At 62.7% G+C, this 24,163-nt stretch carries 24 protein-coding genes and 1 pseudogene; 9 read left to right on the forward strand and 16 right to left on the reverse strand.

The window, feature by feature from the left end; genetic code table 11:
- Positions 1–3: 3 nt before the first annotated feature.
- From odhB to lpdA, 6 genes are all read left to right on the forward strand, one after another.
- A complete protein-coding gene (gene odhB, locus ACFQAU_RS03295) occupies positions 4–1,590 on the forward strand; it encodes a 2-oxoglutarate dehydrogenase complex dihydrolipoyllysine-residue succinyltransferase (protein WP_132446555.1) in 1,587 nt (528 codons plus the stop codon).
- Position 1,591: 1 nt separating this feature from the next.
- The gene (locus tag ACFQAU_RS03300) at positions 1,592–2,284 is read left to right on the forward strand and encodes a hypothetical protein (RefSeq protein WP_386280507.1); all 693 of its coding nucleotides are present in this window, start codon (positions 1,592–1,594) and stop codon (positions 2,282–2,284) included.
- A 1-nt stretch (position 2,285) separates the two neighbouring features.
- Positions 2,286–2,669: an MAPEG family protein gene (locus ACFQAU_RS03305; protein ID WP_132446551.1), complete on the forward strand. Its 384-nt coding sequence runs from the start codon at positions 2,286–2,288 to the stop codon at positions 2,667–2,669.
- Between the two features lie 11 nt (positions 2,670–2,680).
- Entirely contained in the window at positions 2,681–2,944 is a 264-nt protein-coding gene (locus tag ACFQAU_RS03310; protein ID WP_132446549.1) for a hypothetical protein, read from the forward strand.
- Entirely contained in the window at positions 2,941–3,336 is a 396-nt protein-coding gene (locus ACFQAU_RS03315) for an MAPEG family protein (protein ID WP_132446546.1), read from the forward strand. The genes ACFQAU_RS03310 and ACFQAU_RS03315 overlap by 4 nt, the downstream gene beginning before the upstream one ends.
- 93 nt (positions 3,337–3,429) lie before the next feature.
- A complete protein-coding gene (gene lpdA / locus ACFQAU_RS03320) occupies positions 3,430–4,818 on the forward strand; it encodes a dihydrolipoyl dehydrogenase (RefSeq protein ID WP_132446544.1) in 1,389 nt (462 codons plus the stop codon).
- Positions 4,819–5,143: 325 nt separating this feature from the next.
- Here lpdA and ACFQAU_RS03325 read toward each other — a convergent pair whose 3' ends face one another.
- From ACFQAU_RS03325 to ACFQAU_RS03335, 3 genes are read right to left on the reverse strand one after another with little or no spacing between them, the layout of a single operon-like run.
- On the reverse strand, positions 5,144–5,881 hold the full coding sequence (locus ACFQAU_RS03325) for a lysophospholipid acyltransferase family protein (protein WP_132446542.1): 738 nt from the start codon (positions 5,879–5,881) through the stop codon (positions 5,144–5,146).
- Positions 5,878–6,771 (reverse strand): cell division protein FtsX, encoded by an 894-nt coding sequence (locus tag ACFQAU_RS03330; protein WP_067942216.1) that lies wholly within the window; start codon positions 6,769–6,771, stop codon positions 5,878–5,880. The genes ACFQAU_RS03325 and ACFQAU_RS03330 overlap by 4 nt, the downstream gene beginning before the upstream one ends.
- 11 nt (positions 6,772–6,782) lie before the next feature.
- Positions 6,783–7,457 (reverse strand): cell division ATP-binding protein FtsE, encoded by a 675-nt coding sequence (locus ACFQAU_RS03335; RefSeq protein WP_386280516.1) that lies wholly within the window; start codon positions 7,455–7,457, stop codon positions 6,783–6,785.
- Positions 7,458–7,619: 162 nt separating this feature from the next.
- Between ACFQAU_RS03335 and ACFQAU_RS03340 the strand changes: the two genes are divergently transcribed.
- Complete coding sequence (locus ACFQAU_RS03340) at positions 7,620–8,693, forward strand: zinc-ribbon domain-containing protein (RefSeq protein WP_132446538.1); 1,074 nt, start codon at positions 7,620–7,622, stop codon at positions 8,691–8,693.
- Between the two features lie 6 nt (positions 8,694–8,699).
- Here ACFQAU_RS03340 and ACFQAU_RS03345 read toward each other — a convergent pair whose 3' ends face one another.
- The 6 genes and pseudogenes from ACFQAU_RS03345 to argH form a co-directional block, all read right to left on the reverse strand.
- Positions 8,700–11,249 (reverse strand): DUF4175 domain-containing protein, encoded by a 2,550-nt coding sequence (locus tag ACFQAU_RS03345; protein ID WP_132446536.1) that lies wholly within the window; start codon positions 11,247–11,249, stop codon positions 8,700–8,702.
- A gap of 35 nt (positions 11,250–11,284) precedes the next feature.
- Positions 11,285–12,549: pseudogene (lysA, locus tag ACFQAU_RS03350) on the reverse strand (diaminopimelate decarboxylase).
- A gap of 28 nt (positions 12,550–12,577) precedes the next feature.
- Positions 12,578–12,895, reverse strand: a complete 318-nt coding sequence (locus ACFQAU_RS03355) for a DUF2834 domain-containing protein (protein ID WP_120350464.1) — start codon at positions 12,893–12,895, stop codon at positions 12,578–12,580.
- Positions 12,895–13,053 carry a hypothetical protein gene (locus ACFQAU_RS03360; protein ID WP_161487440.1) on the reverse strand — a complete coding sequence of 53 codons (159 nt, stop codon included), beginning with the start codon at positions 13,051–13,053 and terminating at the stop codon, positions 12,895–12,897. Before ACFQAU_RS03360 ends, ACFQAU_RS03355 begins: the two co-directional genes overlap by 1 nt.
- Positions 13,050–13,229, reverse strand: coding sequence for a hypothetical protein (locus ACFQAU_RS03365; protein ID WP_067628460.1), 180 nt, complete (start codon positions 13,227–13,229; stop codon positions 13,050–13,052). The genes ACFQAU_RS03360 and ACFQAU_RS03365 overlap by 4 nt, the downstream gene beginning before the upstream one ends.
- A complete protein-coding gene (gene argH / locus ACFQAU_RS03370; RefSeq protein ID WP_132446534.1) occupies positions 13,226–14,617 on the reverse strand; it encodes an argininosuccinate lyase in 1,392 nt (463 codons plus the stop codon). The genes ACFQAU_RS03365 and argH overlap by 4 nt, the downstream gene beginning before the upstream one ends.
- Before the next feature lie 23 nt (positions 14,618–14,640).
- On the opposite strand from argH, the gene ACFQAU_RS03375 reads away from it, so the two are divergent.
- On the forward strand, positions 14,641–15,210 hold the full coding sequence (locus ACFQAU_RS03375; RefSeq protein ID WP_132446532.1) for a TlpA family protein disulfide reductase: 570 nt from the start codon (positions 14,641–14,643) through the stop codon (positions 15,208–15,210).
- A gap of 36 nt (positions 15,211–15,246) precedes the next feature.
- Here ACFQAU_RS03375 and ACFQAU_RS03380 read toward each other — a convergent pair whose 3' ends face one another.
- Positions 15,247–16,320 carry a Hint domain-containing protein gene (locus ACFQAU_RS03380; RefSeq protein ID WP_132446530.1) on the reverse strand — a complete coding sequence of 358 codons (1,074 nt, stop codon included), beginning with the start codon at positions 16,318–16,320 and terminating at the stop codon, positions 15,247–15,249.
- Between the two features lie 191 nt (positions 16,321–16,511).
- On the opposite strand from ACFQAU_RS03380, the gene ACFQAU_RS03385 reads away from it, so the two are divergent.
- The gene (locus ACFQAU_RS03385; RefSeq protein ID WP_132446527.1) at positions 16,512–17,039 is read left to right on the forward strand and encodes a winged helix DNA-binding protein; all 528 of its coding nucleotides are present in this window, start codon (positions 16,512–16,514) and stop codon (positions 17,037–17,039) included.
- A gap of 44 nt (positions 17,040–17,083) precedes the next feature.
- Here ACFQAU_RS03385 and gap read toward each other — a convergent pair whose 3' ends face one another.
- The 6 genes from gap to ACFQAU_RS03415 all read right to left on the reverse strand — a co-directional run bounded on the left by gap (position 17,084) and on the right by ACFQAU_RS03415 (position 24,105).
- Positions 17,084–18,085, reverse strand: a complete 1,002-nt coding sequence (gap, locus tag ACFQAU_RS03390) for a type I glyceraldehyde-3-phosphate dehydrogenase (RefSeq protein WP_132446525.1) — start codon at positions 18,083–18,085, stop codon at positions 17,084–17,086.
- 145 nt (positions 18,086–18,230) lie between these two features.
- Positions 18,231–19,511: an amidohydrolase family protein gene (locus ACFQAU_RS03395; protein WP_132446523.1), complete on the reverse strand. Its 1,281-nt coding sequence runs from the start codon at positions 19,509–19,511 to the stop codon at positions 18,231–18,233.
- 56 nt (positions 19,512–19,567) lie between these two features.
- A complete protein-coding gene (locus ACFQAU_RS03400) occupies positions 19,568–20,512 on the reverse strand; it encodes an ABC transporter permease (RefSeq protein ID WP_132446521.1) in 945 nt (314 codons plus the stop codon).
- Positions 20,512–21,561: an ABC transporter permease gene (locus tag ACFQAU_RS03405; RefSeq protein ID WP_132446519.1), complete on the reverse strand. Its 1,050-nt coding sequence runs from the start codon at positions 21,559–21,561 to the stop codon at positions 20,512–20,514. Before ACFQAU_RS03405 ends, ACFQAU_RS03400 begins: the two co-directional genes overlap by 1 nt.
- On the reverse strand, positions 21,551–23,098 hold the full coding sequence (locus tag ACFQAU_RS03410; RefSeq protein ID WP_132446517.1) for an ABC transporter ATP-binding protein: 1,548 nt from the start codon (positions 23,096–23,098) through the stop codon (positions 21,551–21,553). Before ACFQAU_RS03410 ends, ACFQAU_RS03405 begins: the two co-directional genes overlap by 11 nt.
- Positions 23,098–24,105, reverse strand: coding sequence for a BMP family protein (locus ACFQAU_RS03415; protein ID WP_120350454.1), 1,008 nt, complete (start codon positions 24,103–24,105; stop codon positions 23,098–23,100). The genes ACFQAU_RS03410 and ACFQAU_RS03415 overlap by 1 nt, the downstream gene beginning before the upstream one ends.
- Between the last annotated feature and the right edge of the window lie 58 nt (positions 24,106–24,163).

The following is a 24,163-nucleotide window of genomic DNA, read 5'->3' on the forward strand; positions in this document are numbered from 1 at the left end:
ACCATGACAAGCGAAGTACGCGTCCCAACGTTGGGCGAATCCGTCACCGAAGCCACCGTTGCCACATGGTTCAAAAAGCCCGGCGATACCGTCGCGGTGGATGAAATGCTCTGTGAATTGGAGACCGACAAGGTCACCGTCGAAGTGCCCTCCCCCGTTGCGGGCACCCTGAGCGAGATTGTTGCTCAAGAGGGTGACACCGTCGGCGTCGACGCCCTGCTGGCTAACGTCAGCGAAGGTGACAGCGGCTCTGCCACCGCGCCCAAAGCCAAAGAAGCCGCAGAAGACCCCGATGCCGCCTCTCAGTCCGACCGTGGCGGCGATGCGCCCAAAGCCATCGACGCAGGCGCCGCCGAAGTCGCCGCCCGCGAAGGCGAAAGCATCGACGTACAGGTGCCTACTTTGGGCGAGTCCGTAACCGAAGCGACCGTAAGCACTTGGTTCAAAAAAGTCGGCGACAAGGTCGAAGCCGATGAGATGCTCTGCGAGTTGGAGACCGACAAAGTCAGCGTCGAAGTCCCCGCACCCGCCGCTGGTGTCTTGGCCGAAATCTTTGCCGAAGAAGGCAGCACGGTTGAAGCCTCAGCCACGCTGGCCGTTCTGACCACTGGCGCGGGCGCTGCGGCCCCCAAGGGCGAAGACGCTAAATCCGGTGCCGGTGCCGCGCCCGAAACCAAAGCCGCCGATGGCAAAGATGTCGAAGACGCACCTTCGGCCAAGAAAGCCATGGCCGAAGCTGGCATCAGCCGCGATCAGGTCACAGGCTCGGGCCGCGATGGCCGCGTGATGAAGGAAGACGTGGCCAAAGCCGTGGCCGCTGGCACCTCTGCCGCGCCCAAGGCCGAGGCCAAACCCGCCGCACCGCGCCCCGCCTCCGCCCCCGACGATGCGTCGCGCGAAGAGCGGGTCAAGATGACCCGCCTCAAGCAGACCATGGCGCGCCGCCTCAAAGAGGCCCAGAACACCGCCGCGATCCTGACCACCTTCAACGAGGTCGACATGACCGAGGTCATGGCGCTGCGGAACACCTACAAGGCTGATTTTGAAAAGAAACACGGCGTCCGCATGGGCTTCATGTCCTTCTTCACCAAGGCCTGCTGCCACGCGCTGAAGGAAATCCCCGAGGTCAACGCCGAGATCGACGGCACCGACATCATTTACAAGAACTACGTCCACATGGGTGTCGCCGCAGGCACGCCCACGGGCCTTGTGGTGCCGGTGATCAAAGACGCCGACGCGATGTCCTTTGCCGAGATCGAAAAGGCCGTGAACGCCATGGGCAAAAAGGCCCGTGACGGCAAGCTGACCATGGCCGACATGACCGGCGGCACCTTCACCATCTCCAACGGTGGCGTCTACGGCTCGCTAATGACCGCGCCGATCCTGAACCCGCCACAGTCCGGTATCCTCGGCATGGCGAAGATTCAGGACCGTCCGATGGCGATCAACGGTCAGGTCGTGATCCGTCCGATGATGTATATCTCGCTCAGCTACGACCACCGGATCATCGACGGCAAAGGCGCGGTCACGTTCCTCGTCCGCGTCAAAGAGATGCTCGAAGATCCGCGCCGTCTGTTGATGGATCTGTAAAATGGAGCTTTTGCACGAAGAGGACTTTTCTGAGCTTCCCGAGCAGTCAAATCATAAATGGCTTGAACTCCAAAAAGTAGTTAGCTCGCGGTTTAAGAGTGCGACGGAAGCTGGTGATGAAAGTGCGCAACTCTCAATGCGCTATATGGACTTGATAGCTACCCTCGCTGCTGAACATAAAGTTGGTGGCATTCAAGTACCTAGCAACGGCACTCTAGACGATCGACTGGCTCAATTTGAAATACTAACCGAACGTGCAAAAGCAAAAATTTGGTCGACTGGCCTACCAGAGTATCCCTTGGGACGCGTTCGATTAGCGAACGATGTAAAGTCAACAATCTTGTCGCTGGCGGCTGAGATAGAACAGCAGCTAGACGGATTGGAAGTTTGTGAGCGGAGAAGAACCTTAGCTCACAAACGGTTGGAAGCGTTCAGGAAGGAGATTAACCAACCACAAACGAGAGTAGGAGCGGCATTGCAGCAACTGGCACCTGTTGCCACTGTTCTAGCGATGGCTACCACAACTTTGGCACAAGGGCTGGACGCCGCCGCGGAAATTCAGCGCCTTTTAGGAGCCGAGCAACTCGAAGCCAGCCAGCCTGAACTGCGTCTCACAGAAGAAGAGAAAAACTACTCTTGCCCCCTCCACCGAAGCAAATTGAAGGTCCGAAGTAATCTGAAAAAGGCATCTTGAAATGACAGAAACGACCCTCCTCGCCGCCTATGGCCTTCTGGTCATGCTGACGATCCTGCTGCAAGTGCTGGGCGCGACCCGGCAGCTCTCAATGGGCTACCTGATGTCCTCGCGGGATAAGACGCGGACCACCACCGGCATGACGGCCCGTCTGGGCCGCGCGGTTGATAATTCCGTCGTGGCCATGGCGCTTTTTGCGCCTGCCGTGCTGCTGATCGAGATGCTGGGCCGCAACAACAGCGCCACGCTGCTGGCCGCGCAGGTCTTCCTGCTTGCACGCATCATCTACGTCATTGTCTACGCCCTTGGCGTGCCGACGATCCGCACGCTGGCATGGCTCGCGGGCTATGCCGCCACCGCCGTTCTCTATTTCCACGCGCTCTGAAAGGCACTCCCATGCAGATGATCTGCCACTTCGACGTTACCGATTACACCGCTTGGAAAGACGCCTTTGACTCCGATGCCGAAGCGCGGCGCAACGCGGGGCTTTCGGTGCTGCAAATCTGGAAACACGCCGACAGCAGCACCAAGGCTTCCGTCCTGCTTGATGTGAACGACCGCAAGAAAGCCGACGACTGGCTCGCCCGCTCCAACGCGCTCAGCAGCGACGACAAGGGCTCCGTAACCGGCTCCACCGCCTATTTCGTGAAATCCGCATGAGCGCCGAACTCACCGTCCTGACCCTCGCGGCCCTGCTGCAAGGGCTGCAATTCGTCCTCTACGCCGTGCCCGCAAACCGCGAGATCGGCCCCGGCTATACCATGTCGGCCCGCGACCGCGAGCCGAGCCGCAAGCTGTCGGACCGCACCGCCCGTCTGGGCCGCGCGCTGGACAACCACTTCGAGGGGCTGATCCTTTTCGGCATCGCCGTGGGCGTGGTGCAGATGTCGGCCCAGAACACCGCGTTCACTGCCGCCTGCGCTTGGGTCTATCTCGTCGCCCGCGTGCTTTACGTGCCCGCCTATGCGCTCGGCCTGCGCCCGCACCGCTCACTCATCTGGGTCGTGGGTTTTGCCGCGACCATGTTGATGCTGCTGGCGGCCCTCATTTAACCCTTTCCCCAACACCCGCAGGCAGCGGCGCTTGCACCTGAAACCCGCGCCCCCTACCTTGCCTGCAACACCCGACTGCTAAGGAGACCCCCCATGTCGAGCTATGATGTCATCGTGATCGGCTCCGGCCCCGGCGGCTATGTTGCCGCCATCCGTTGCGCGCAACTGGGCCTGAAAACCGCCTGTGTAGAGGGCCGCGAAACCCTTGGCGGCACCTGCCTCAACGTGGGCTGCATCCCTTCCAAGGCGCTGCTGCACGCCACGCATATGCTGCATGAGGCCGAGCATAACTTCGAAGAGATGGGTCTGAAGGCAAAAGCGCCGACCGTCGATTGGAAGCAGATGCTGACCTACAAGGATAAGACGATCGAGACCAACACCAAGGGCATCGAATTCCTGTTCAAAAAGAACAAGATCGACTGGCTCAAGGGCTGGGGTTCGGTGCCGGAAGCGGGCAAGGTCAAAGTCGGTGATGAGGTCCATGAGGCCAAGAACATCATCATCGCCAGCGGTTCCGAGCCTGCGGGCCTGCCCGGCGTCGAAGTCGATGAAAAAACCGTCGTCACCTCCACCGGCGCGCTGGAACTGGGCAAGATCCCCAAGAAGATGGTCGTGATCGGCGCGGGCGTCATCGGGCTGGAACTGGGCAGCGTTTACGCGCGTCTGGGGACCGAGATCACCGTCGTTGAATACCTCGACGCGATCACGCCGGGCATGGACCCTGAGGTGCAAAAAACCTTTCAGCGGATGCTGAAAAAGCAGGGGCTAAACTTCGTCATGGGCGCCGCCGTGCAAAAGACCGAAGTTGCCAAGGGCAAAGCCAAGGTCAGCTACAAACTGCGCAAAGACGACAGCGAGCATGAGATCGAGGCCGATACCGTGCTCGTCGCCACGGGCCGCAAGCCGGTGATCAAAGGGATGGGTCTGGATGATCTCGGCATCAAGATGACCGAGCGTGGTCAGATCGCCGTGAACGAGCATTGGGAAACCTCCGTCAAAGGCGTCTATGCCATCGGCGACGTTATCGAAGGCCCCATGTTGGCGCACAAAGCCGAGGACGAGGGCATGGCCGCCGCAGAGGTGATCTCGGGTAAACATGGCCATGTGAACTACGGCGTGATCCCCGGCGTGATCTACACCCACCCCGAAGTCGCCAGCGTGGGCGAAACCGAGGCGACGCTCAAGGATGCGGGTCGCGAGTACAAGGTCGGCAAGTTCTCCTTCATGGGCAACGCGCGGGCCAAGGCGGTCTTTGCCGGAGACGGTTTCGTCAAGCTGATCGCCGACAAGGAAACCGACCGCATCCTCGGCTGCCACATCATCGGCCCCGGCGCGGGCGATCTGATCCACGAGGTCTGCGTGGCGATGGAGTTCGGCGCCTCGGCACAGGATTTGGCGATGACCTGCCACGCACACCCGACCTACTCCGAAGCCGTGCGCGAAGCCGCACTGGCCTGCGGTGACGGGCCGATCCACATGTAAGACCGAGGGGCGGACCAAAGGTCCGCCCTTTTTCGTTGCGCAGGGTGCGCGCGGCGAGCGTATCAAGCGTTAACACCCCTGCTCTACAACCTCTCCCGTCGCGACACACACGGAAGACGAGGCCCTTCGCGGGTCATGTCGATACGTAGAGACATGCAGGGTGACGCCTGTCTTTTCCACCTCCCCAAGGCGGCGCCGCCACTTTAACGGCTTCCCAGTATAAAATAACGATAGCCCGCGAAGCATTGGCTTCGGCGGTGGTTCTACCTGTGCTGGTAGATAACAAAGGGCAGCGGCTTAGAAGGCACAGATCATGCCGAAAGCATTAAGCCGTGACCACAGGCCGCCACCCAGCTTCATGCAGCAAGGCGTTCGAACGGCTCTCGACCTCTTCCTCCAACCGCGCCATAAAGCTTCGCTTATCCAGCCCCGGCTCAATCGGTTCTAGAAACTCCACGACAGCCAAACCCGGCTTGCGGTAGAGCCCTCGACGCGGCCAGAAGTGGCCCGCATTGGTTGCTACCGGCACGCAAACCTGCCCCATCTGGTCATAAAGCACCGCCGTACCAACCTTGTAAGGTGCGCTGAGGCCCGGTGCCACGCGGGTGCCTTGGGAATAGATCACCAACTGCCCCGGCTCGACCCGACCGGCGTTCACGTCGGCCATCATCTTGGTGATCGCCTGCCCGCGTTTGCCACGGTTGACGGCAATCATGCCCATCCGTTTGGCGTATTGGCCAATCACCGGGGTCCAAAGCACCTCGCGTTTCATAATGAATTTTGCACGCGGCAGAGCGTGAAAGATCATCAAGATATCCAAAAACGATTGGTGTTTTGCGGCCACCAAAACTTCACCATCCGGTACCGTGCCACGCACCTCGCAGCGAAGCCCGATCAGCCAGCGGGCCGACCACATGGCCCAAGCGGCATAGGTCTTGCAGGCCCGATAGGCCCCGCGTTTCGAAAACATCGCCCAAGGCGCAAAGGCCAACCCGAGCACCGGCATCGCCACGGTCACCTGCACGATATAGAGGATCGACCGGACCCATTGCAGCAGCTTCATGTCAGTTCCCTCAACGTACGCCGGGCCGCAGCCCCGGTGGCGGCAAAGGCCACCGCCCCGACCAAGATCGGCACCATAAGCGGCACCACCCAGTGCCAGCCGCGAAAGCCCAAGCCGGTCAAAAAGCCGCCCGCCTCGCCGGCATCGGGCAACAGAACGACCGCCACCATGCCAAGCACCGTGCCCGCCGCCGCACCCAAAAGCGCGCGCAGGGTAAAGCGCCGAATGAAGGCTCGGGCGATATAGTCATCGGTCGCCCCCACCAGCCGCAGCACCGCGATCACCTGCGCATTCGCCGCAAGGGCCGCCTGCGCGGCCAGCGTCACCATGGCCGCCACCGCAGCCCCGATCAGCAGGGTCGAAATCCAGCCCAACAGGCGCAACCGGCTTGCCGCCGCAACCAACGGCGCGCGCCAGCGGCTGTGGTCATCCAGCACGGCTCCGGGCACTTCGGCAGAGAGACGCAGGCGCAGGCCCACCGGGTCCAGCCCCTCGCCTTCCTCAACCACTTCGATTAAACGCGGCACCGGCAAGCTCTCCATCGCCAGTTCAGGGCCGAACCATGGGGCAAGCAGTTCTTCCTGCTCCGCATCCGTCAGCGCGCGGGCCGAGGCCACGCCCTTGGTCGTCTGCAACACCTTCAACGCGGCCTCAGTCTGGGCCGCGCGTTGGTCCAATGGCGCGACAATGCGGACCGTAGCCGACTGCGCCAACTCCTGCCCCCAAACCTGCGCCAACCGGCCCGAAGCAAGCGACAGCGCCAAGGCAAATACCGCGAGAAAGGCCATCGCCCCGGCGGCAAACAAGGTGAGCTGCGCCGTGAAACCCGAGGGCGGCACCACGCGGTCCGCTTGCCTGTCGCCTTTGAAAATCGCGCGCAGGGCGCCCATGTCGAACCGCTTCACAAATCCGCCCCCGCCAGTTGAATGCGCCGGTTGGCGATCCGCAGCACGCGGGCTTGGACATGCGCCTTGGTAGCGCGGATCAGGCCCAGATCATGGGTGGCGATCAACACGGTCTTGCCCATGCGGTTCAACTCGATCAACAGGCGCAGCAGCCGTTGCGACATCTCCCAGTCAATGTTCCCCGTCGGCTCATCCGCCAAGATCACATCCGGCGACATAATCACTGCGCGCGCTAGGGCCGCACGCTGCCGCTCCCCCGAAAGCTCGGGCGGCAGGGCATCGGCGCGGTGGGTCAGCCCAACCCAAGACATCAACTCTTCCAAATCCGTACCTCCGGCCTCGGCCTGACGGCCTGAGACGTTCAGTGGCAGCGCGATATTTTCGGTCAACGGCAGATGGTCGAGGAATTTTACATCCTGATGCACCACACCAACGCGGCGGCGCATCAGCGCAATGTCATCACGCCCCAGCCCGCGCACATCGGCCCCGAACATCCGCAGATGTCCCGCCGTGGGCAGCAAGGCCCCGTAGCAGAGCTTCATCAAGGTGGTCTTGCCCGCGCCCGAGGGGCCGGTGAGGAAATGGAACGATCCGGGGGCGAGTTTCAGCGTGATGTCGGACAGCAATTCGCCCCCGCCATAGCTGTAGGCCACATTTTCGAGCTCTATCACGCAACCACCTTAAAACACTTCGACCTGTTGTGCCTCAGCACCGGAAAGGATTCAATCACTCAGAACCCCAGCACCCTGTCCAGATATCACTTTTCCTACGTTATTCTAGGACATATGCTGTCCGTTACGATCCGAAAGCACCGAACGAACCCAGGAATGACCATGCGGCTGATCTGCCCCAACTGCGACGCGCAATACGAAGTCCCCGATGAGGTGATGCCGGTGGCAGGGCGTGACGTGCAATGTTCCAACTGCGGGCAGACGTGGTTTCAGCATCATCCCGACAATGCGCCCGAACAGGACGACAGTGAATTCGACGACCCGGATTTCGATGACGACGTGATGCATATGAAGCAACGCGCGTCGGATGACACCGGCGAAGAGCAGTCTGCGGCCAATAGCCTACCTGATCTGCAGCCCTTCGGGGATGAGGGTTATGAGGATTACGAAGACGAGGGCTTCGAAGACGACGGATTTGAAAAGGGGGCATTTGAAGAGGGCGACTTCGAAAACGACGCTTCTGATACCGACGCCTTCGAAAACGCTGCCGTCGCGCCGGAGGAGGAAAACGCGCGCCCGGCCCCCGCCGCCGCGCCCGTCAGACGCTCGCTCGACCCTGCCATCGCGGAAATCCTGCGTCAGGAGGCCGCGGCAGAGCAGGAAGCCCGCCGTCGCCGTCCGTCAGAGCCGTTGGAAAGCCAGCCGGACCTCGGGCTTGACGACGCGCCCCGTCCCGCGCCCAAACAAGCCCCCCATCCCGACATCGCCGAAGATGACCACGTGCCCGAGGACGAAGACGCCCGCCGCGCCCATGAAGCCCGGCTGCGCATGGCCAAAATGCGCGGAGAGCCGGTTCCCGAAAGCGAGAATGACGCCTACGGCAGCGCGTCGCGCCGGGATCTGCTGCCCGATATCGAAGAGATCAACTCAACCCTGCGCCACGACCGCACGCAGGGCCAGCAGGCGGGGCCAACGCCCACCGCCGCGCTCGACCGCCCTGAAAAACCTCGCAAATCGGGCGGGTTCATGCGCGGCTTCACCGTGATGATCGCCTTGGCGGCCATCTTGGCGGCAATCTATGTCTATGCGCCGCAGATTGCGCAATCCTTGCCGCAGGCCGATCCTTACCTATCGTCCTATGTGGCATGGATGGACGACGCACGCATTTGGCTCGATGGGCAGTTACAGGACCTGCTGGTCTGGCTCGACACCGTGGCGACCCAATCGCAGGGCTGACCCCGCTTAAAACCGATCCAAAAGTCTGTTGAGGTAATCGCGTTCAACTTCGGGCCGCTCCGCCTCGCCCGAGCGGCGGCGGATTTCGTCCAGCAGACGCCGTGCGCGGCCCTGATCGTCCGGCCCCTGTGCCAGCGGCGCGTCTGAGCTATTCGCCCCATTGCCCCCCTGCTCGCGTCCCAGCGGATCGCGCGCCTCGGCCCGGCGGTCGCCCTCAGCGGTGCCTTGACCGGGCTGGCCCTCGCCCTGTTCTTGCTCCATCGCATCGCCAAGCGACCGCATCCCTTCGCGCAGCGCCTCCATGGCCTGTGCTTGATTGTCGATTGCCTCGGCCAACTCATCGCGGCGCAGGGCGTCTCCGGCGCGGCCCATCGCCTCTCCGGCGCGGTCCAGTGCATCACGCGCGGCATCCCCTTCGGGCGTGCCTTGCCCCGGCAGACGGCCTTCCTGACGGCGCAGCTCGTCGCGCAGCGCTTGCTGACGCCCGGCCAGCCCTTCTTCGGCCCCCTCTTCGCCGGATTGGCCGCCCTGCCCCCGCTGGCCCTCATGGCTCTGACCGCGGCCCTGACCACCATTGCGACCTTCGTTGCCTTCATTCTCGCCCGCCCCGGTGCCGGGGTTGAACTGCTCTTGCAGGTCGCGGAAGGCCTGATCGCTCAGCCCCTGTTGCTCGCGCAGGGTTTCCGAGAGCCCCTCCATCGCCTGCTCACCCGGTGAATTGCCGCCCTCGCCGGGCTGGCCTTGGGTGACGCGCATGTTCTCCATCATTTCCTGCAACTGACGCAGCGCCTCAGCGGCTTCAGCCATGCGGCCCTGTTCCATCAACTCCTGAATGCGGTCCATCATGCGTTGCAGATCGTCTTGGGTCATCTGCATGGATTCGCCTTGCGGCTGCTGGCCCTCGCCTTCGCCCTCCTGCGCCTGTTGGCGCTGGAGTTGCTCCAGATACTCTTCGGTGGCGCGGCGCAGCTCTTCCATCAGTTCGGCAATCTCGGCCTGTGAGGCACCGTTTTTCATCGCCTCATTCAGCCGATCCTGCGCGCGACGCATCCGCGCCAGCGCATCGGCCAACACGCCTTCCTCCAGTTCGATCGCCAGCGCCCAGAGGTCTTCGGCCATCTCGGTCTGGACCTCTTCGTCCAACCCAAAGCGCGCCCGGATTTCCAGACGGCGGATCAACTGCTTGAGCCGCAGAACCGTCACATCCGAGCGCAGATCCTCCCCCGGCGCATAGGTCACAGCGCGAAGCACCTGCGCGATGCGCGGCGCATTGGCCCGCGACCACAAAAGATCGCGGCGCATCTCGATGACTGCTGCCGCCGCGGGATCGAAAAAGCGCCGCCCCGGCAGGGTCAATTGGCTCACCTCGGTCACGGCTTGCTGTTCGGCAGCGTCGAGCACGGAAAGCTCTAGAGATACCGGCAGATTGGCCCAAGGGTGCTTAGAGAAATTCTCGATCAAGCTTTCTTCAAAATCGCGCCGGTCACCGGTGATCGGCATGGGCAGCGGCACGACGATCTCGGGCCGTGTGTCAGGGTCGATGGTCAACCCATAGCGCCGGTCGACAGAGGCCAGATCAAGGCTGATTCGCGCCTCGCCCGCTTCGACGCCGTAATCATCCCGCGCGGCAAACGGCAGGCTCATCTCGCCCAAGGCAGTCACCTCGGGCGGGCCCAACCGCTCGATCTGGGGGGCGGCGTCGGGCAGCATCGTGATCTGCCATGCCCGCGCGCCCGGACCCTCAATGCTGATCACGCCGCTTTGGCGCAGGGTGAAATCCTGCGCGGGTTCTGACGACGCCGCCCCCTCCCGGCCCGAGACGTTTTCCGCGACCGTCAGCGTGCCCAACTCGCCGTAAAGCCGCAGGGTGATCAAGGTGCCCGCAGGCAGCGACAGTGCCCCGGCCTCAAGGTCATTCAGATAAAGCGTTGGCTTGCCCGTATGGCGCGGCGGTTCGGCCCAACCTTCCCAAACCGGACCAGAGGCTAACGCGCCGCCCGCGCCGCCGGGGGTCAGTTGCGTCACCTCACCCAGCCGCCAGACCGAACCAAAGACCAATGCCACAGTGAACGCCAGCAGCGCCAGATAGCGCAGCGCATAGGGGTCAGCACGCGACACACGCAGATCACCCTTTACCGGTTTGGCTGCCGCCGCCCGTGCCGCCATCCGTTTCTGATGGGCCTTCCAGACCGCCGCCGACGCCGCATCACCCGCGCCGATTGCCTGATCGTCCAACAGCGCCCGAATGGGCCGCCCCGGCAGGCTGGCATCCAGCCGGGCCAGCGCATCGGCGCGTGAGGGCACCCGAAAACGCCGCAGCGCAAACACCAAGGTGCCCAGAAATGCGATACCGAGAACGGCAAATACGGCCCAAAGCAGATTACCGCCCAGACCGTCCTGCGCCCCCATCATCAGCGCCGCGAGCACCGCCAGCGCCAGCGCAAGCATCGGCCAAAGCGCCTGCACCAGCGCCTCGGCCAGCATCCCCGCCCAAGTCAGCCGCAATGGCCCGCGCAATACGCGCAGCCCGTCTGCCTTGTCAGTGGATGTTTCCATGCGTCACGCTCCGGTGGCCCGGCGGCGGGATGCCGTCAAAGCCATTCAGGGATGGTATCGCGGTTTATCATTTCGTCAAAGCTTGGCCGTGGGCGGATAACCGCGAATTGATCGCCATTGACCAGCACCTCGGGGATCAGAGGCCGCGAATTATATTCGCTGCTCATCACCGCGCCGTAGGCTCCGGCAGAGCGGAAGGCCACCAGATCGCCTGAACCCAGCACCGGCATCATGCGTTGTTTGGCGAACGTATCGCCGGATTCGCAAACCGGGCCGACGATATCCACCGGACGCGGCTCGGCCCCCGGAGCGGGTTCATTCAGCGGCACGATGTCATGCCATGCGTCATACATGGCGGGCCGGATCAGGTCGTTCATCGCGGCATCAAGGATCAGGAAATCGCGGCCCTCGCCGGATTTGAGGTAGATCACTTCGCTGACCAAGACACCCGCGTTGCCCGCGATCAGGCGGCCCGGTTCAATCTCGACCTCGCAGCCCAGATGCCCCAGCGTGCGCTGCACCATCGCGCCGTAATCTGTCGGCAATGGGGGGCGGAGTTGGATCGCTCGTAAGGGATGCCCAACCCGCCGCCAAGGTCCAGCCGCCGGATGTTATGACCATCGGCGCGCAGCACTTCGGTCAGTTCCGCGACCTTGCCATAGGCCTGCTCAAAGGGGGCGAGATCGGTGAGTTGGCTGCCGATATGCACGTCGATGCCGACAATCTCCAACCCCGGCAGATTGGCCGCCATGGCATAGACCTCGCGGGCGCGGGCGATGGGGATGCCGAACTTGTTTTCGCTTTTGCCGGTGGCGATCTTGGCGTGGGTTTTCGCATCGACATCGGGGTTCACGCGGATGGTGATCGGCGCGACCTTGCCCAATTCACGCGCCACGATATCAAGCAGGATCATCTCCGGCTCGCTCTCGACGTTGAACTGACGAATGCCGCCCGTCAGAGCCAATTCGATCTCTTCGCGGGTTTTGCCGACGCCGGAAAAGACGATCCTGTCGCCCGGCACGCCTGCCGCCTTGGCCCGGCGGTATTCCCCGCCCGAGACCACATCCATCCCCGCGCCCGCCTGCGCCAGCGTGCGCAACACGGCTTGGTTGGAATTGGCCTTCATCGCGTAGCAGACCAGATGATCCATGCCCGAAAGCGCATCGTCGAACAGGTGAAAATGCCGCAGCAGCGTCGCGGTGGAATAGACGTAGACCGGCGTGCCGACAGCGGCGGCGATCTCGGCCAAGCTTACGTCTTCGGCGTGCAACACACCGTCTTTATAGAGAAAATGATCCATTTGCGCGTCGCCTTACGTCGTCCCGGCCCTATTTGATCGGCGCTGTCCGCAGAAACAGATAGAGCGGCAGGCCACAGCTCACCCCAATACAGAACGTGGCGGGAATGGCAATCAGCGCGCTGAAATTCCGGCGCACGGCGACCTCGGCGATGATCCAGATGGTTAATGTGACGGCAGCGATGGTCAGATCCCAAACCAGCCCGCTGGCGGCGGCATTGGCGTGCCAAGCATCGACCATGGCGCTGAGGCTCCAGCCTTCGGCGTTGAACCAAGTGATGAAGTAGTACATCGGATGGATCGTGCCCCAGACCGCGAGGGCGAGGTAGAGCATGCGCAGGGGCGACATCAGAAAGTCTTTGCCACGCCGACGGTGGCATAGCCCGACAGGCTGATCCCCGGTTCGGCTGGCGGCGGCGCATCTTGCCGCGCCGATGGCTGCGGCGGGGTGCAGGCGGCCAAGCTAAGTGTCCCGACCACCAGAGCAATCTGCAAAAGCGGCCTCACGACCCGACCCCAAGCGCCAGCGAAAACGGCCCGCGGCGCAGCCCGACAGCAGTGCCGACCGACACGCCCGAAGACGACATGGTGATTGTGCTGCTGGCTGTCGGTTTCACAGGTTCGCCATCCGCGCCACAGGCGGCAAGGCTTAGCAAAGCAAGGGTCGCGAGGGCGCGTTTCACTTCAGAATTTCCTTCCAACGCTCGACTTGGGCACGCACCTGCGCAGGGGCGGTGCCGCCATAGGACATGCGCGAGTTTACCGAGTTTTCGACGCCAAGCACATCGAAAACGTCCTTAGTGATCTCGGCGTGCACCGATTGCATCTGTTCCAGCGTGAGGTCCGGCAGATCGCAGCCCTGCGCCTCGGCCATGGCGACCAGCGTGCCGGTCACATGGTGCGCGTCGCGGAACGGCAGGTTCGGCACTCGCACCAGCCAGTCGGCCAGATCGGTGGCGGTGGAGAATCCCGAGCCCGCGGCGGCGGCGAGGTTCTCGCGCTCCGCAGTCATGTCGCCCACCATCCCGGTCATCGCGGCGAGCGCCAGCATCAGGTTGTCGGCGGCGTCAAAGACCTGTTCTTTATCTTCCTGCATGTCCTTGGAGTAGGCCAGCGGCAGGCCCTTCATCACCATCATCAGCGCGGTATTTGCACCAAAGATACGGCCCACTTTGGCGCGGATCAGCTCGGCAGCGTCGGGGTTTTTCTTTTGCGGCATGATGCTTGAGCCGGTCGAGAAACGGTCCGACAGCGCCACGAAGCGGAACTGTGCCGACGACCAAATCACCAATTCCTCGGCAAAGCGCGACAGATGCATGGCGCAGATGCTGGCGGCCCCCATGAACTCCAACGCGAAGTCGCGGTCGCTGACGGCATCGAGGCTGTTCGCCGCGGGGCAGTCAAAGCCGAGCGCCTCTGCTGTCATGTCCCGGTCAATCGGGAAGGAGGTGCCAGCCAGTGCGGCGGCCCCCAGCGGGCATTCGTTCATACGGCGACGCGCATCGCGGATGCGCGAGAGATCGCGGCCAAACATTTCGACATAGGCCATCATGTGATGGCCCCATGTCACGGGCTGCGCGGTTTGCAGGTGGGTGAAACCGGGCATGACCCAATCAGCGCCCACTTCGGCCTGAGACAAAAGCGCGCGGATCAGGGCTTGCAGACCCTCATCGGCAGCGTCCAACTGATCGCGCACCCAGAGTTTAAAATCGGTGGCGACTTGGTCATTACGCGAGCGGCCCGTGTGCAAGCGGCCTGCGGGCTCCCCGATCAGATCTTTCAACCGCGCTTCGACGTTCATGTGAATGTCTTCGAGTGCTGCAGAGAACTCGAACCGGCCCTCTTCGATCTCTGACAAGATCGTGAGAAGCCCTTCCCGTATCGCGTCGGCGTCGTTATCAGTCAGAATGCCCGTGGCTGCCAGCATGGCGGCATGGGCACGCGACCCGGCGATGTCTTGTGCGGCCATCCGTTTGTCGAACCCGATCGAGGCGTTGATCGCCTCCATGATCGCGTCCGGTCCGGCGGCGAAACGGCCACCCCACATTTTGTTCGAGGTCGTGTCGGTCATGTTGAATACCCTTGGAGGGACGTATGAAAAATCTCGTGCTCGGCTTCGTTTATACGCTGCTTGTCGCAGGTGCAAACCCCGCCCTTGCTGGAACGGCTGACATCGCGGGGCTGCGCGACGGGGACATGAAGAAACTTGTGATCCATGACGCGCCACAAGCGGCCTCTGACGTGACCTTTGAGCGTGAGGACGATGGCGAGGCGATGTCGCTGGAGGATTACGAAGGTAAGATCGTGCTGGTGAACTTCTGGGCCACATGGTGCGCGCCCTGCCGCAAGGAAATGCCGCAGTTGAACGCGCTGCAAAAGGAATTCGGAGGCGATGATTTTCAGGTGCTGACCATCGCCACAGGCCGCAATTCAGAGGAAGGGATCAAGCGTTTCTTTGAAGAGGCCGGCGTCGACAGCCTGCCCCGCCACCAAGACCCGAAACAAAAGCTCGCCAGCCAAATGGGCGTTTTCGGCCTGCCGATCAGCGTGCTTTTAGACCGCGAAGGTCGCGAGATTGCCCGGTTGCAGGGCGATGCGGAATGGGACTCTGAGAGCGCGCGGGCGATCATCGCGGCGCTGATCAAAGAAGATGCCGAGGGCTAAACCCCAAACGTAAGGTCGGGCGTCAGCGCCCGGCCCTCAGGCCACATGCCGCAGGATCGCTGCCTCTGACGTGCTGAGATTGCGCCGCGCGAACGCGCCGTAACTGTGCGGATCAGCCTCCAACAGCGGATGCGCCGCCAAAAGCCGCGCCCGATCCTGCGCGCCAAGACTGGTGAGCGGGGCTGCGGCGGGATGAAAGCTCTCGGTTTCGACCCCATTGGCCCACATCACCTGATGCTCGGCCAGCAGCACATGGATATAGGTCACTTCGCGCAGGGACATATCGCTGGCCACGCTGCGCCCGTTAATCAGGTCTTTGGCCGCGACCAGCACCTCGTCACAATTGAACAGATCACGGGCCTGCGGGCCTTTCAGCACGATCCGGTGATCCGGCGAGACCAGCAGTGAAGCGTCTGGCTGCGCGATCCCTAACGCGCCGGGGCGTAACCGCACAGGGCGCAGATGAGGCATGGCATGCAGCCGTGCGCCGCTCATGCGGCGGCTGCCGATCCATTCGAGCGGCTGCGCGCCGTTGTCTTTGGTCTGGATCAGATCACCTTCGCGCAGCTCTTCGATGAGGGCGCTGCCCATGGGGGTGCGGATGCGGGTGCCGGGGGTAAAGCAAATCACACCACCGCTTTCGGCCTCTGAAAGCTCATCGCGCTGCGGCTTGAGCGTGCTGTGCATCACCCACAGTTCGCAATCCCGCGGTGGCAATTCATCGACAAACATCAACAGCGGTGTGCGACCTTGGCCTGCGTCAATCAGCGTGACCGTGTAGGTCCGCGCACCGTTGGTGACCATGAAACTGTTGTCGAGCGGTGGGGCGGTATGGTCTCCACGCTGGGGTTTGGAAGGCATCACGCCGCCCTCCTCCAGCGCTGCGCCGATCAGGCGCTGCACCTTGCGGGCCGCGCGTTTGCGCAGCTGCTCTGCCCCGTCCGCCATATCCAGCCGCAACACATCGTTCGGCCCATCCACACGGAGAGTATCCCCGCGCCACGACCAAGCCGAGCCCAGTTCGAGCGACTGAACCGGCGCGGCCTCCAGACCGTCGATCTCTGTTTGCGACCAGCTGATGACAAACGTGCCTCGAAAGCCCGTTTTCATTGCTGCTCTGCCTGCCTCACGTATTTTTATTAACGCCAGCCTAACAAAGCCGCTGCCCTCGCGGAAGATGGCATGAATGTGGCAGTGCAACCTGTTGCAATTTGATCTTCCCACCGCAGCACGCGCCGGAACGCTTGTAACTCGTCAGCGTCTTTGTAACGTTATCCGGATAAAACAACCGGAGGCACCGCATGTCGGAAGAAGTATCCCCCACCCCGTCACGCCGGATCGTCTCTTCGCGGCATTTGGCCGAGGGCGACGGCTGGGAAGCCTCCGAACTCGAATACGGGATGATCATCGCCTACAATGCTTTCACCCGCTGGATGTCGCGCTGCATGGCGGCGGCGGGCAATGGAGATCTGACGCCGCTGGAAATCCTCGTACTGCACAACGCCAATCACCGGGGCCGGGAAAAGCGGCTGACGGATATCTGTTTTCTGCTGAATATCGAAGACACGCATACGGTGAACTATGCGCTGCGCAAATTGGTAAAGGCCGAACTGCTGAGTGCCGAAAAGCGCGGGAAGGAGGTGTTTTATCGCACCTCCGCCGCGGGGTCCGATCTTTGCGAAGCCTATCGCGCGATCCGGCAGGCCTGCTTTCTCGATGGATTGCCGCGCACCGATATCTCGGGCGAGGAATTGCGCCAGATAGCAGCGCAGCTTCGGGCGATGTCGGGGCAATATGACCAAGCGAGCCGAGCGGCGGCGTCGCTGTAGAGTGGAACGCGGGAAGGACCTCCCCGCGCCCCAGAACTCTCGGCTTAGATCAACGCGGCAAGCGCACGCGCGGTGTCGTTCATGCGGTTCGAGAAACCCCATTCATTGTCGTACCAGCTGACCACGCGGATCATGCCGCCATCGGTCACCCGCGTCTGCTCGGGGGCAAGGGTCGAGGAATGCGGATCGTGGTTGAAATCAGCCGAAACCAATGGCGCGGGTTCATAGGCCAGCACGCCCTTCAGCGCACCGTTGGCCGCCTCTTGCATCGCCGCGTTCACCGCCTCTGCCGTGGCGGTTTTCTTGGGCATGATGCACAGATCAACGAGCGAGACATTGGCCGTTGGCACCCGCACGGCAGAGCCTTCGAGCACGCCTTTAAGATGCGGGATTACCTCGGAAATCGCGGCAGCGGCACCGGTGGACGTTGGCACCATCGACAGGGCAGCGGCGCGGCCCCGATACGGATCGCGGTGCGGGCTGTCGTGGGTCGGCTGGTCGCCGGTATAGGCGTGGATCGTGGTCATATAGCCGGTCTCGATCCCAAAGGTGTCGTCGAGCACCTTGGCCACCGGAGCGAGGCAGTTGGTGGTGCAAGAGGCGTTGGAAACGATCACGTCTTCGGCGGTCAGTTCTTGATGGTTCACCCCGTAGACCACGGTGCGGTCGACGCCCTTGCCGGGGGCCGAGATCAGCACCCGCTTGCTGCCGTTTTCCAAATGCTTCGCCGCCGCATCGCGCGTGGTGAAGAAACCGGTGCATTCATAGGCCACATCGACATCGCCCCAAGGCAGTTTCGCCGGGTCACGTTCCGCCGTCATGCGGATGGTCTGGCCTGCGACATGCAGGCTGCCGTCTTTCAATTCCGCGTCCGCGGTCAGGCGACCATGGACGGAGTCGTATTTCAGCAGGTGCAACAGGTTTTCGGCATCGGTCAGATCGTTGATGGCAACGACTTCGATCCCGTCAAAGCCGTTCTCGATCAGCGCGCGCAGCACGCAACGTCCGATGCGGCCAAAGCCGTTGATCGCGATTTTTGTGGTCATGGTGGGTCCTCCGGTGGCCCGGTTTCGGGCGGATTGGCGCGGTTAGCGCTAACATAGCATTGGATGCAGCGGAGTTCAATCGGCCTTAGATGCGAAATCGGCCCCCGGTGAGAGGGGCCGATCAAAAGTCAGCTAGAGAGCGGTTTTACGAATGTGCGCTGTGGCGGCGGCGTACGCTGTCCGGCCGCCCGGGCAGGCTGAGCCGCGCATCATTGCGCGACTGGCGTGAGATCACCCGCCCCTTGGCCACCACGCACAGACGGTCGGGCCGCAGGCGCAGCGCCTCAATCGGGTTGCCCGCGTCCAGCACCACCATGGAGGCCGTCGCGCCGACCTTGAGGCCATAGTCCTGCAAGCCCAGAATCCGCGCGTTCACATTCGTCACCATGTCGAAACAGCGGTGCATTTCCTCGGGCGAGGTCATTTGCGCCACATGCAGCCCCATGAAGGCCACGTCGAGCATGTCGCCCGTGCCCATGGAATACCACGGGTCCATCACGCAATCCTGCCCCCATCCGACGTCGATGCCCATGGCCTGCATTTCTTTCACGCGGGTCAGGCCACGGCGTTTGGGATAGGTATCGTGGCGGCCCTGCAGGGTGATGTTGATCAGCGGATTGGGAATCGCGGCGACCTCAGCCTCGGCCATCAGCGGCAACAGTTTCGAGACATAGTAGTTGTCCATCGAATGCATTGAAGTGAGGTGCGAGCCAGCCACCCTGCCCTGTAGGCCGAGGCGTTGGGTCTCATAGGCCAGAGTCTCAATGTGACGCGAATGGGGGTCGTCGGTCTCGTCGCAATGCAGATCGACCATCAGGCCGCGCTCGGCGGCGAGTTCGCAGAGTGCTGTGACGGAGCGTGCGCCGTCGGCCATGGTACGCTCGAAATGCGGGATGCCGCCGACAACGTCGACGCCCATGTCGAGGGCGCGAATGGTGTTCTCATGCGCCGTCGGGTCGCGGTAGAGCCCGTCTTGGGGGAAGGCGACGAGTTGCAGGTCGATGTAGTCTTTGACCGTTTCGCGCACGTCGAGCAGGGCTTCGACGCCTAGGAGCCGGTCATCGCAGGTGTCGACATGGCTGCGGATCGCCAGCAGGCCGAGCGAGGCGGCCCAGTCGCAATATTCCAGCGCGCGGGCTTTGACCTCGTCTTGGGTCATGACCTCTTTGAGTTCGCCCCAGAGGCCGATGCCCTCCAGAAGCGTGCCCGAAGCGTTGATCCGCGGGGTGCCGTAGCTGAGCGTGGCATCCATGTGGAAATGTGGGTCGACGAAGGGCGGGCTGACGAGGTCGCCGCTGGCGTCGATGGTCTCGCGCGCTTCAGCGGTAGAGAGGTCTTCGATGGCGGTGATTTTGTCGGCCTTGATGCCGATGTCGGTGCTGCGGCCATCGGGGAGTGTGCCGCCTTTGATGATGAGGTCGAACATGGGGTTACTCGTGTGATTGATTTGGCCCGGCGAAGGGCGTGATGGGAAGTGCCAACTCAGCGCTCCCCCTTGTTGAACGGCACCATCAGCGCCGCTGGCACCTGTGCCCGGCGGGACATCACGACCAGCGCGAGGATCGACAGGATATAAGGCGCCATCAGGAAGATTTGATAGGGAATATCCGCCCCGAGCGGCGTCTGCTGCACGCGGATTTGCAACGCATCAAAGGCCGCGAACAGCACCGCGCCCAAGAGCGTCTTGCCCGGTTTCCATGAGCCGAAGACCACCAGCGCGATGCAGATCCACCCGCGTCCGTTGACCATCTCAAAGAAGAAGGAGTTGAACGCCGACATGGTCAGAAACGCCCCGCCCACGGCCATAAACCCGCTGCCGACCATCACTGCGCCGATGCGGATGGCAGAAACGCTGAGCCCCTGTGCCTCGACCGCGGCCGGGTTTTCGCCCGCTGCGCGCAGGGCAAGGCCCATGGGCGTGCGGTAAAGGACCAACGTCACAGCGACGACCAGCACAAAGGCGAGATAGGTCAGCGGGGTCTGGTTAAAAAGCGCAGGGCCGATCACGGGGATATCGGAGAGGATCGGGATTTCAAGCGGTTGGAAGGCTTCAATCTTCGGCGGCGAGGTGACCTCGGGCAGCACCAGACGGTAGCAATAGTAGGTCAGCGATGTGGCCAGCAGCGTGATGCCAAGGCCGACGACATGCTGGCTGAGGCCAAAGGGCACCGTCAGCACCCCATGCACCAAGCCAAAGGCCATGCCCGATAGCATTGCCACCGCCACGCCGAACCACAGGCCGCCGCCGAGATAGACGGTGAGCCAGCCGGCGAAAGCGCCGACGACCATGATGCCTTCGATGCCGAGGTTCAGCACCCCTGCTCGCTCACAGATCAACTCGCCCAGAGCGGCAAAGATCAGCGGCGAGGCGATGCGGATGGCGGCGGTCCAAAAGCTCGCCTGAAGGAGAATGTCGAGAATATCCATCAGTCGCGCCTCACCCGGAATTTGGTCAGCATGATCGCCAGCACCATCGCCAGAAGCGCCAGCGCCAGCATGATGTCAGCCAGATACGTCGGCACGCCCGCCGCGCGGCTCATGCTGTCGGCGCCGACGAAGATGCCCGCGACGAAGAGGGCGGCGACCACCACGCCAAGCGGGTTCAGCAGCGCCAGCATGGCGACAATGATGCCGGTGTAGCCAAAGCCCGGCGAAATATCCAACGTGAGGCTGCCCTTCAGCCCTGCCACTTCGGAAAACCCTGCGAGGGCCGCGAGGCCACCCGACAGCAGTGCGGTTTTGATCAGCACGCGGTTCACCGGGATGCCCGCGAAACGTGCCGCTGCGGGGTTGAGGCCCACGGCGCGCATCTCGTAGCCGAGCGTGGTGCGGCGCTGGATGACCCAGACAATAAGGGCAGAGATCAGTGCGAGGCCAAAGCCCCAGTGCAGGCGCAGCCCGTCGACCATGCGTGGCAGCCGCGCCTCGCCAATGAGCCGCGCGGATTTGGGCCAGCCGAGGCCCATCGGGTCTTTCAGCGATCCTTCGAGCAGCATAGAGACCCAAAGCAGAACGACGAAATTGAGCAAAAGCGTGGTGACGACTTCATCGACGCCGAAGCGGGTTTTCAGAAAGGTCGGGACCAGCAGCACCAGCGCACCGCCGAGCATGGCAGCCACGGCGATGGTGGGCAGCAGGGCAAAGGCGGGCCATGCCAGCGCGCCGGTGCCCAAGACCACAGTGACCACCGCGCCCATGTAAAGTTGCGCCTCGGCCCCGATGTTCCACAGTTTCGCGCGAAAGGCGACGGCCACGGCGAGACCGGTAAAGATCAACGGCGTGGCGCGGTTGAGCGTCTCCAGCGTGGCGAATTTGGAGCCGAAGGCGCCCTTAACGATCAGGCCGAGCACTGAAAACGGCTGCGCGCCTGCGACCATCGCCAGCAAAGACGCGGCAACCACCGTAGCGAAAAGCGCCAGCGCGGGCAGGCCCAGCGAGCGGGTCCATGTCGGGTTGGTGACGGGTTCAAGCCGCATGGGATGTCTCCTCGAAACCGTCCCCGGCCATCCAGACGCCAAGCTCGGCGGGCGTGAGTTCGCCACGAGAGAAACCGGGCGACAATCGGCCTTCCGAGATCACGTGGATCACGTCCGAGAGCGCCGTGACCTCGTCGAGGTCTTCGGAGATCAGCAGCACCGCCGCCCCCCGGTCGCGGGCGGCCAAGAGTTGTTCGTGCACATAAGTGAGCGCTCCGATGTCGAGGCCGCGCACCGGCTGGTTGGCCAGCACGACCGAAGGCGCGGTCTCCAACACGCGGCCCAAGATCAGCTTTTGCATATTGCCGCCCGACAGCAGCCGGATGCGGGTTTCCGGACCGGGGCAGCGCACGTCGTATCCTTGGATGATCTTGGCGGCAAAATCACGCGCGGCGCGCCAGTTCATCCAGCCGTGGCGGGAGAAACCGGGGCGCGAGTAAAGCTCAAGCACCGCGTTTTCGGTGAGGTCGAAATCAGCGATGGTGCCGGTCTTGTGGCGGTCTTCGGGGATGCGGGCGATGCCTGCGCTTATGGCGGCATGGGGCGACCAACCGCGCGGCGCGTCGTCCTTCACGTGAAACGCACCGGAGGTGGGGCGGATCAGCCCGCCGATTAGGTCGGCCAGCGCGGTTTGGCCGTTGCCGGAGACCCCAGCGAGGCCGGTGATCTGACCTGCGCGCAGTTCGAGGTCGACGTTTTTCAGCCCCGGCGCAGAGCCGATGTCGGGCGTGGTGACACCTGCAAGCGTGACCAGTGCCTCGCCGGGATCGGCGCGGCGCACCACGGGGGCGGCGACCTCGGAGCCGACCATCATCTGCGCCATTGCGGCGCGGTCGGTCTCGGCTGTCTTGGCCTCGGCCACCAGCCTGCCGTGGCGCAGTACGACGACGCGCGAGGAGATCGCCATGACCTCATGCAGCTTGTGCGAGATAAAGATCACCGAGAGGCCAAGCGCCACGGCTTTGCGCATGGTGGCAAAAAGATCGTCGGTCTCTTGCGGGGTGAGAACGGCGGTGGGCTCGTCCAAAATCAGGATACGCGCCTCGCGGTAAAGGGCTTTGAGGATCTCAACCCGCTGCCGCTCACCCACGCTCAGGCTGCCGACCTGTGCATCAGGGTCCACCCTCAGCCCGTAGTCCTCCATCAGCGTGACAATCCGCTGCCGCGCCTGCGCACGGCCAAAACCGGGGCGCCAGATCGAGCGGGTGCCGAGCACGATATTTTCCAGCACGGTCATATTGTCGGCCAGCGTGAAATGCTGGTGCACCATGCCCACGCCTGCGGCCAGCGCGGCGCGCGGATTGCCCGCGGGCAGACCTTGGCCGAAGACCTCCACAAAGCCTTCGTCGGGCGTGTAATGGCCGAACAGGATATTCATCAGCGTGGTCTTGCCCGCGCCGTTTTCGCCCAGCAGGGCAATGACTTCGCCCTGCCGCAGATCAAAGCTGATCGCGTCATTGGCGGTGAGCTTGCCAAATCGTTTGGTAATATTATCGAGGCGCAGGACAACCTGCGCCTCGGGTCTTGGATCGGTCATTAAGAGGACTTCGGTTCTTCGTCGTTGATGTCGACGGTGAAGGAGCCATTCTTGATCGCCTGCTCGCGTTCCTTGACCAGATCAAGCGCCTCTTGCGGGATCTTGCCCTCGAAGGTGCCAAGCGGAGCCAGTGAAGACCCGCCCTCGGACATGAAGGAATAGCGGCCATAGTCGTCGGCCATGAACTCGCCTGCTTTGACGGCGGCGATGGCGGCATCAAGGGTTGGCTCAAAATGCCACAGGGCCGAGGCGACGACGGTTTCGGGGTACTCGGCTTGCGTGTCGATCACATTGCCGATGGCCAGAATGCCCTTTTCCTGCGCCGCGTCCGACACGCCAAAACGCTCGGCATAGAGCACGTCGGCCCCCTGCTCCACCATGGCGAAGGCGGTCTCCTTGGCTTTGGGCGGATCGAACCAAGAGCCGATAAAGCTCACTTGGAACTTGATATCCGGGTTCATTTCCGCGGCACCCGCCATGAAGGCATGCATCAGGCGGTTGACCTCAGGGATGGGGAAGCCGCCGACCATGCCGATGTTGCCGCTCTCAGTCATGGCACCGGCGATGATGCCCGACAGATACGCCGCATCTTGGATGTAGTTGTCGAAGACCGCGAAATTGGGCAGCGCATCATCTTGCTTGAAGCTGGAGCCCATGAGGAATGCCACATCTGGGTAATCGGCGGCAACCTCGCGCGCCTCGGCTTCGGCACCAAAGACTTCGCCGACGATCAACTGGTTCCCGGCCTCGGCATATTCGCGCAGCACGCGGGCGTAGTCGGTGTTGGAGACGTTTTCAGTGAAGGTATATTCGATGTCGCCGCGCGCCTGTGCGGCTTCGGCAGCTTTGTGAATGCGGCTGACCCATTGCTGTTCGACAGGCACGGTATAGACGCCAGCCACTTTAAGCGGCTCGGCAGCCAGCGCGCCCTGTGGCAAAAGGCTGGCCCCGGCCAGCATGGCCGCCGTGCCCAATAGGAAGCGGCGTGTGAGATTGCGTTGTGTCATATTGTATCCCCCGTTGGTTAGGTATTTTACCGTTTGATAAAATAATTTACCTGTCAAG

Origin of the sequence: Sulfitobacter profundi (assembly GCF_042661425.1) — a bacterium.
GTDB classification, from domain to species: Bacteria; Pseudomonadota; Alphaproteobacteria; order Rhodobacterales; family Rhodobacteraceae; genus Sulfitobacter; species Sulfitobacter profundi.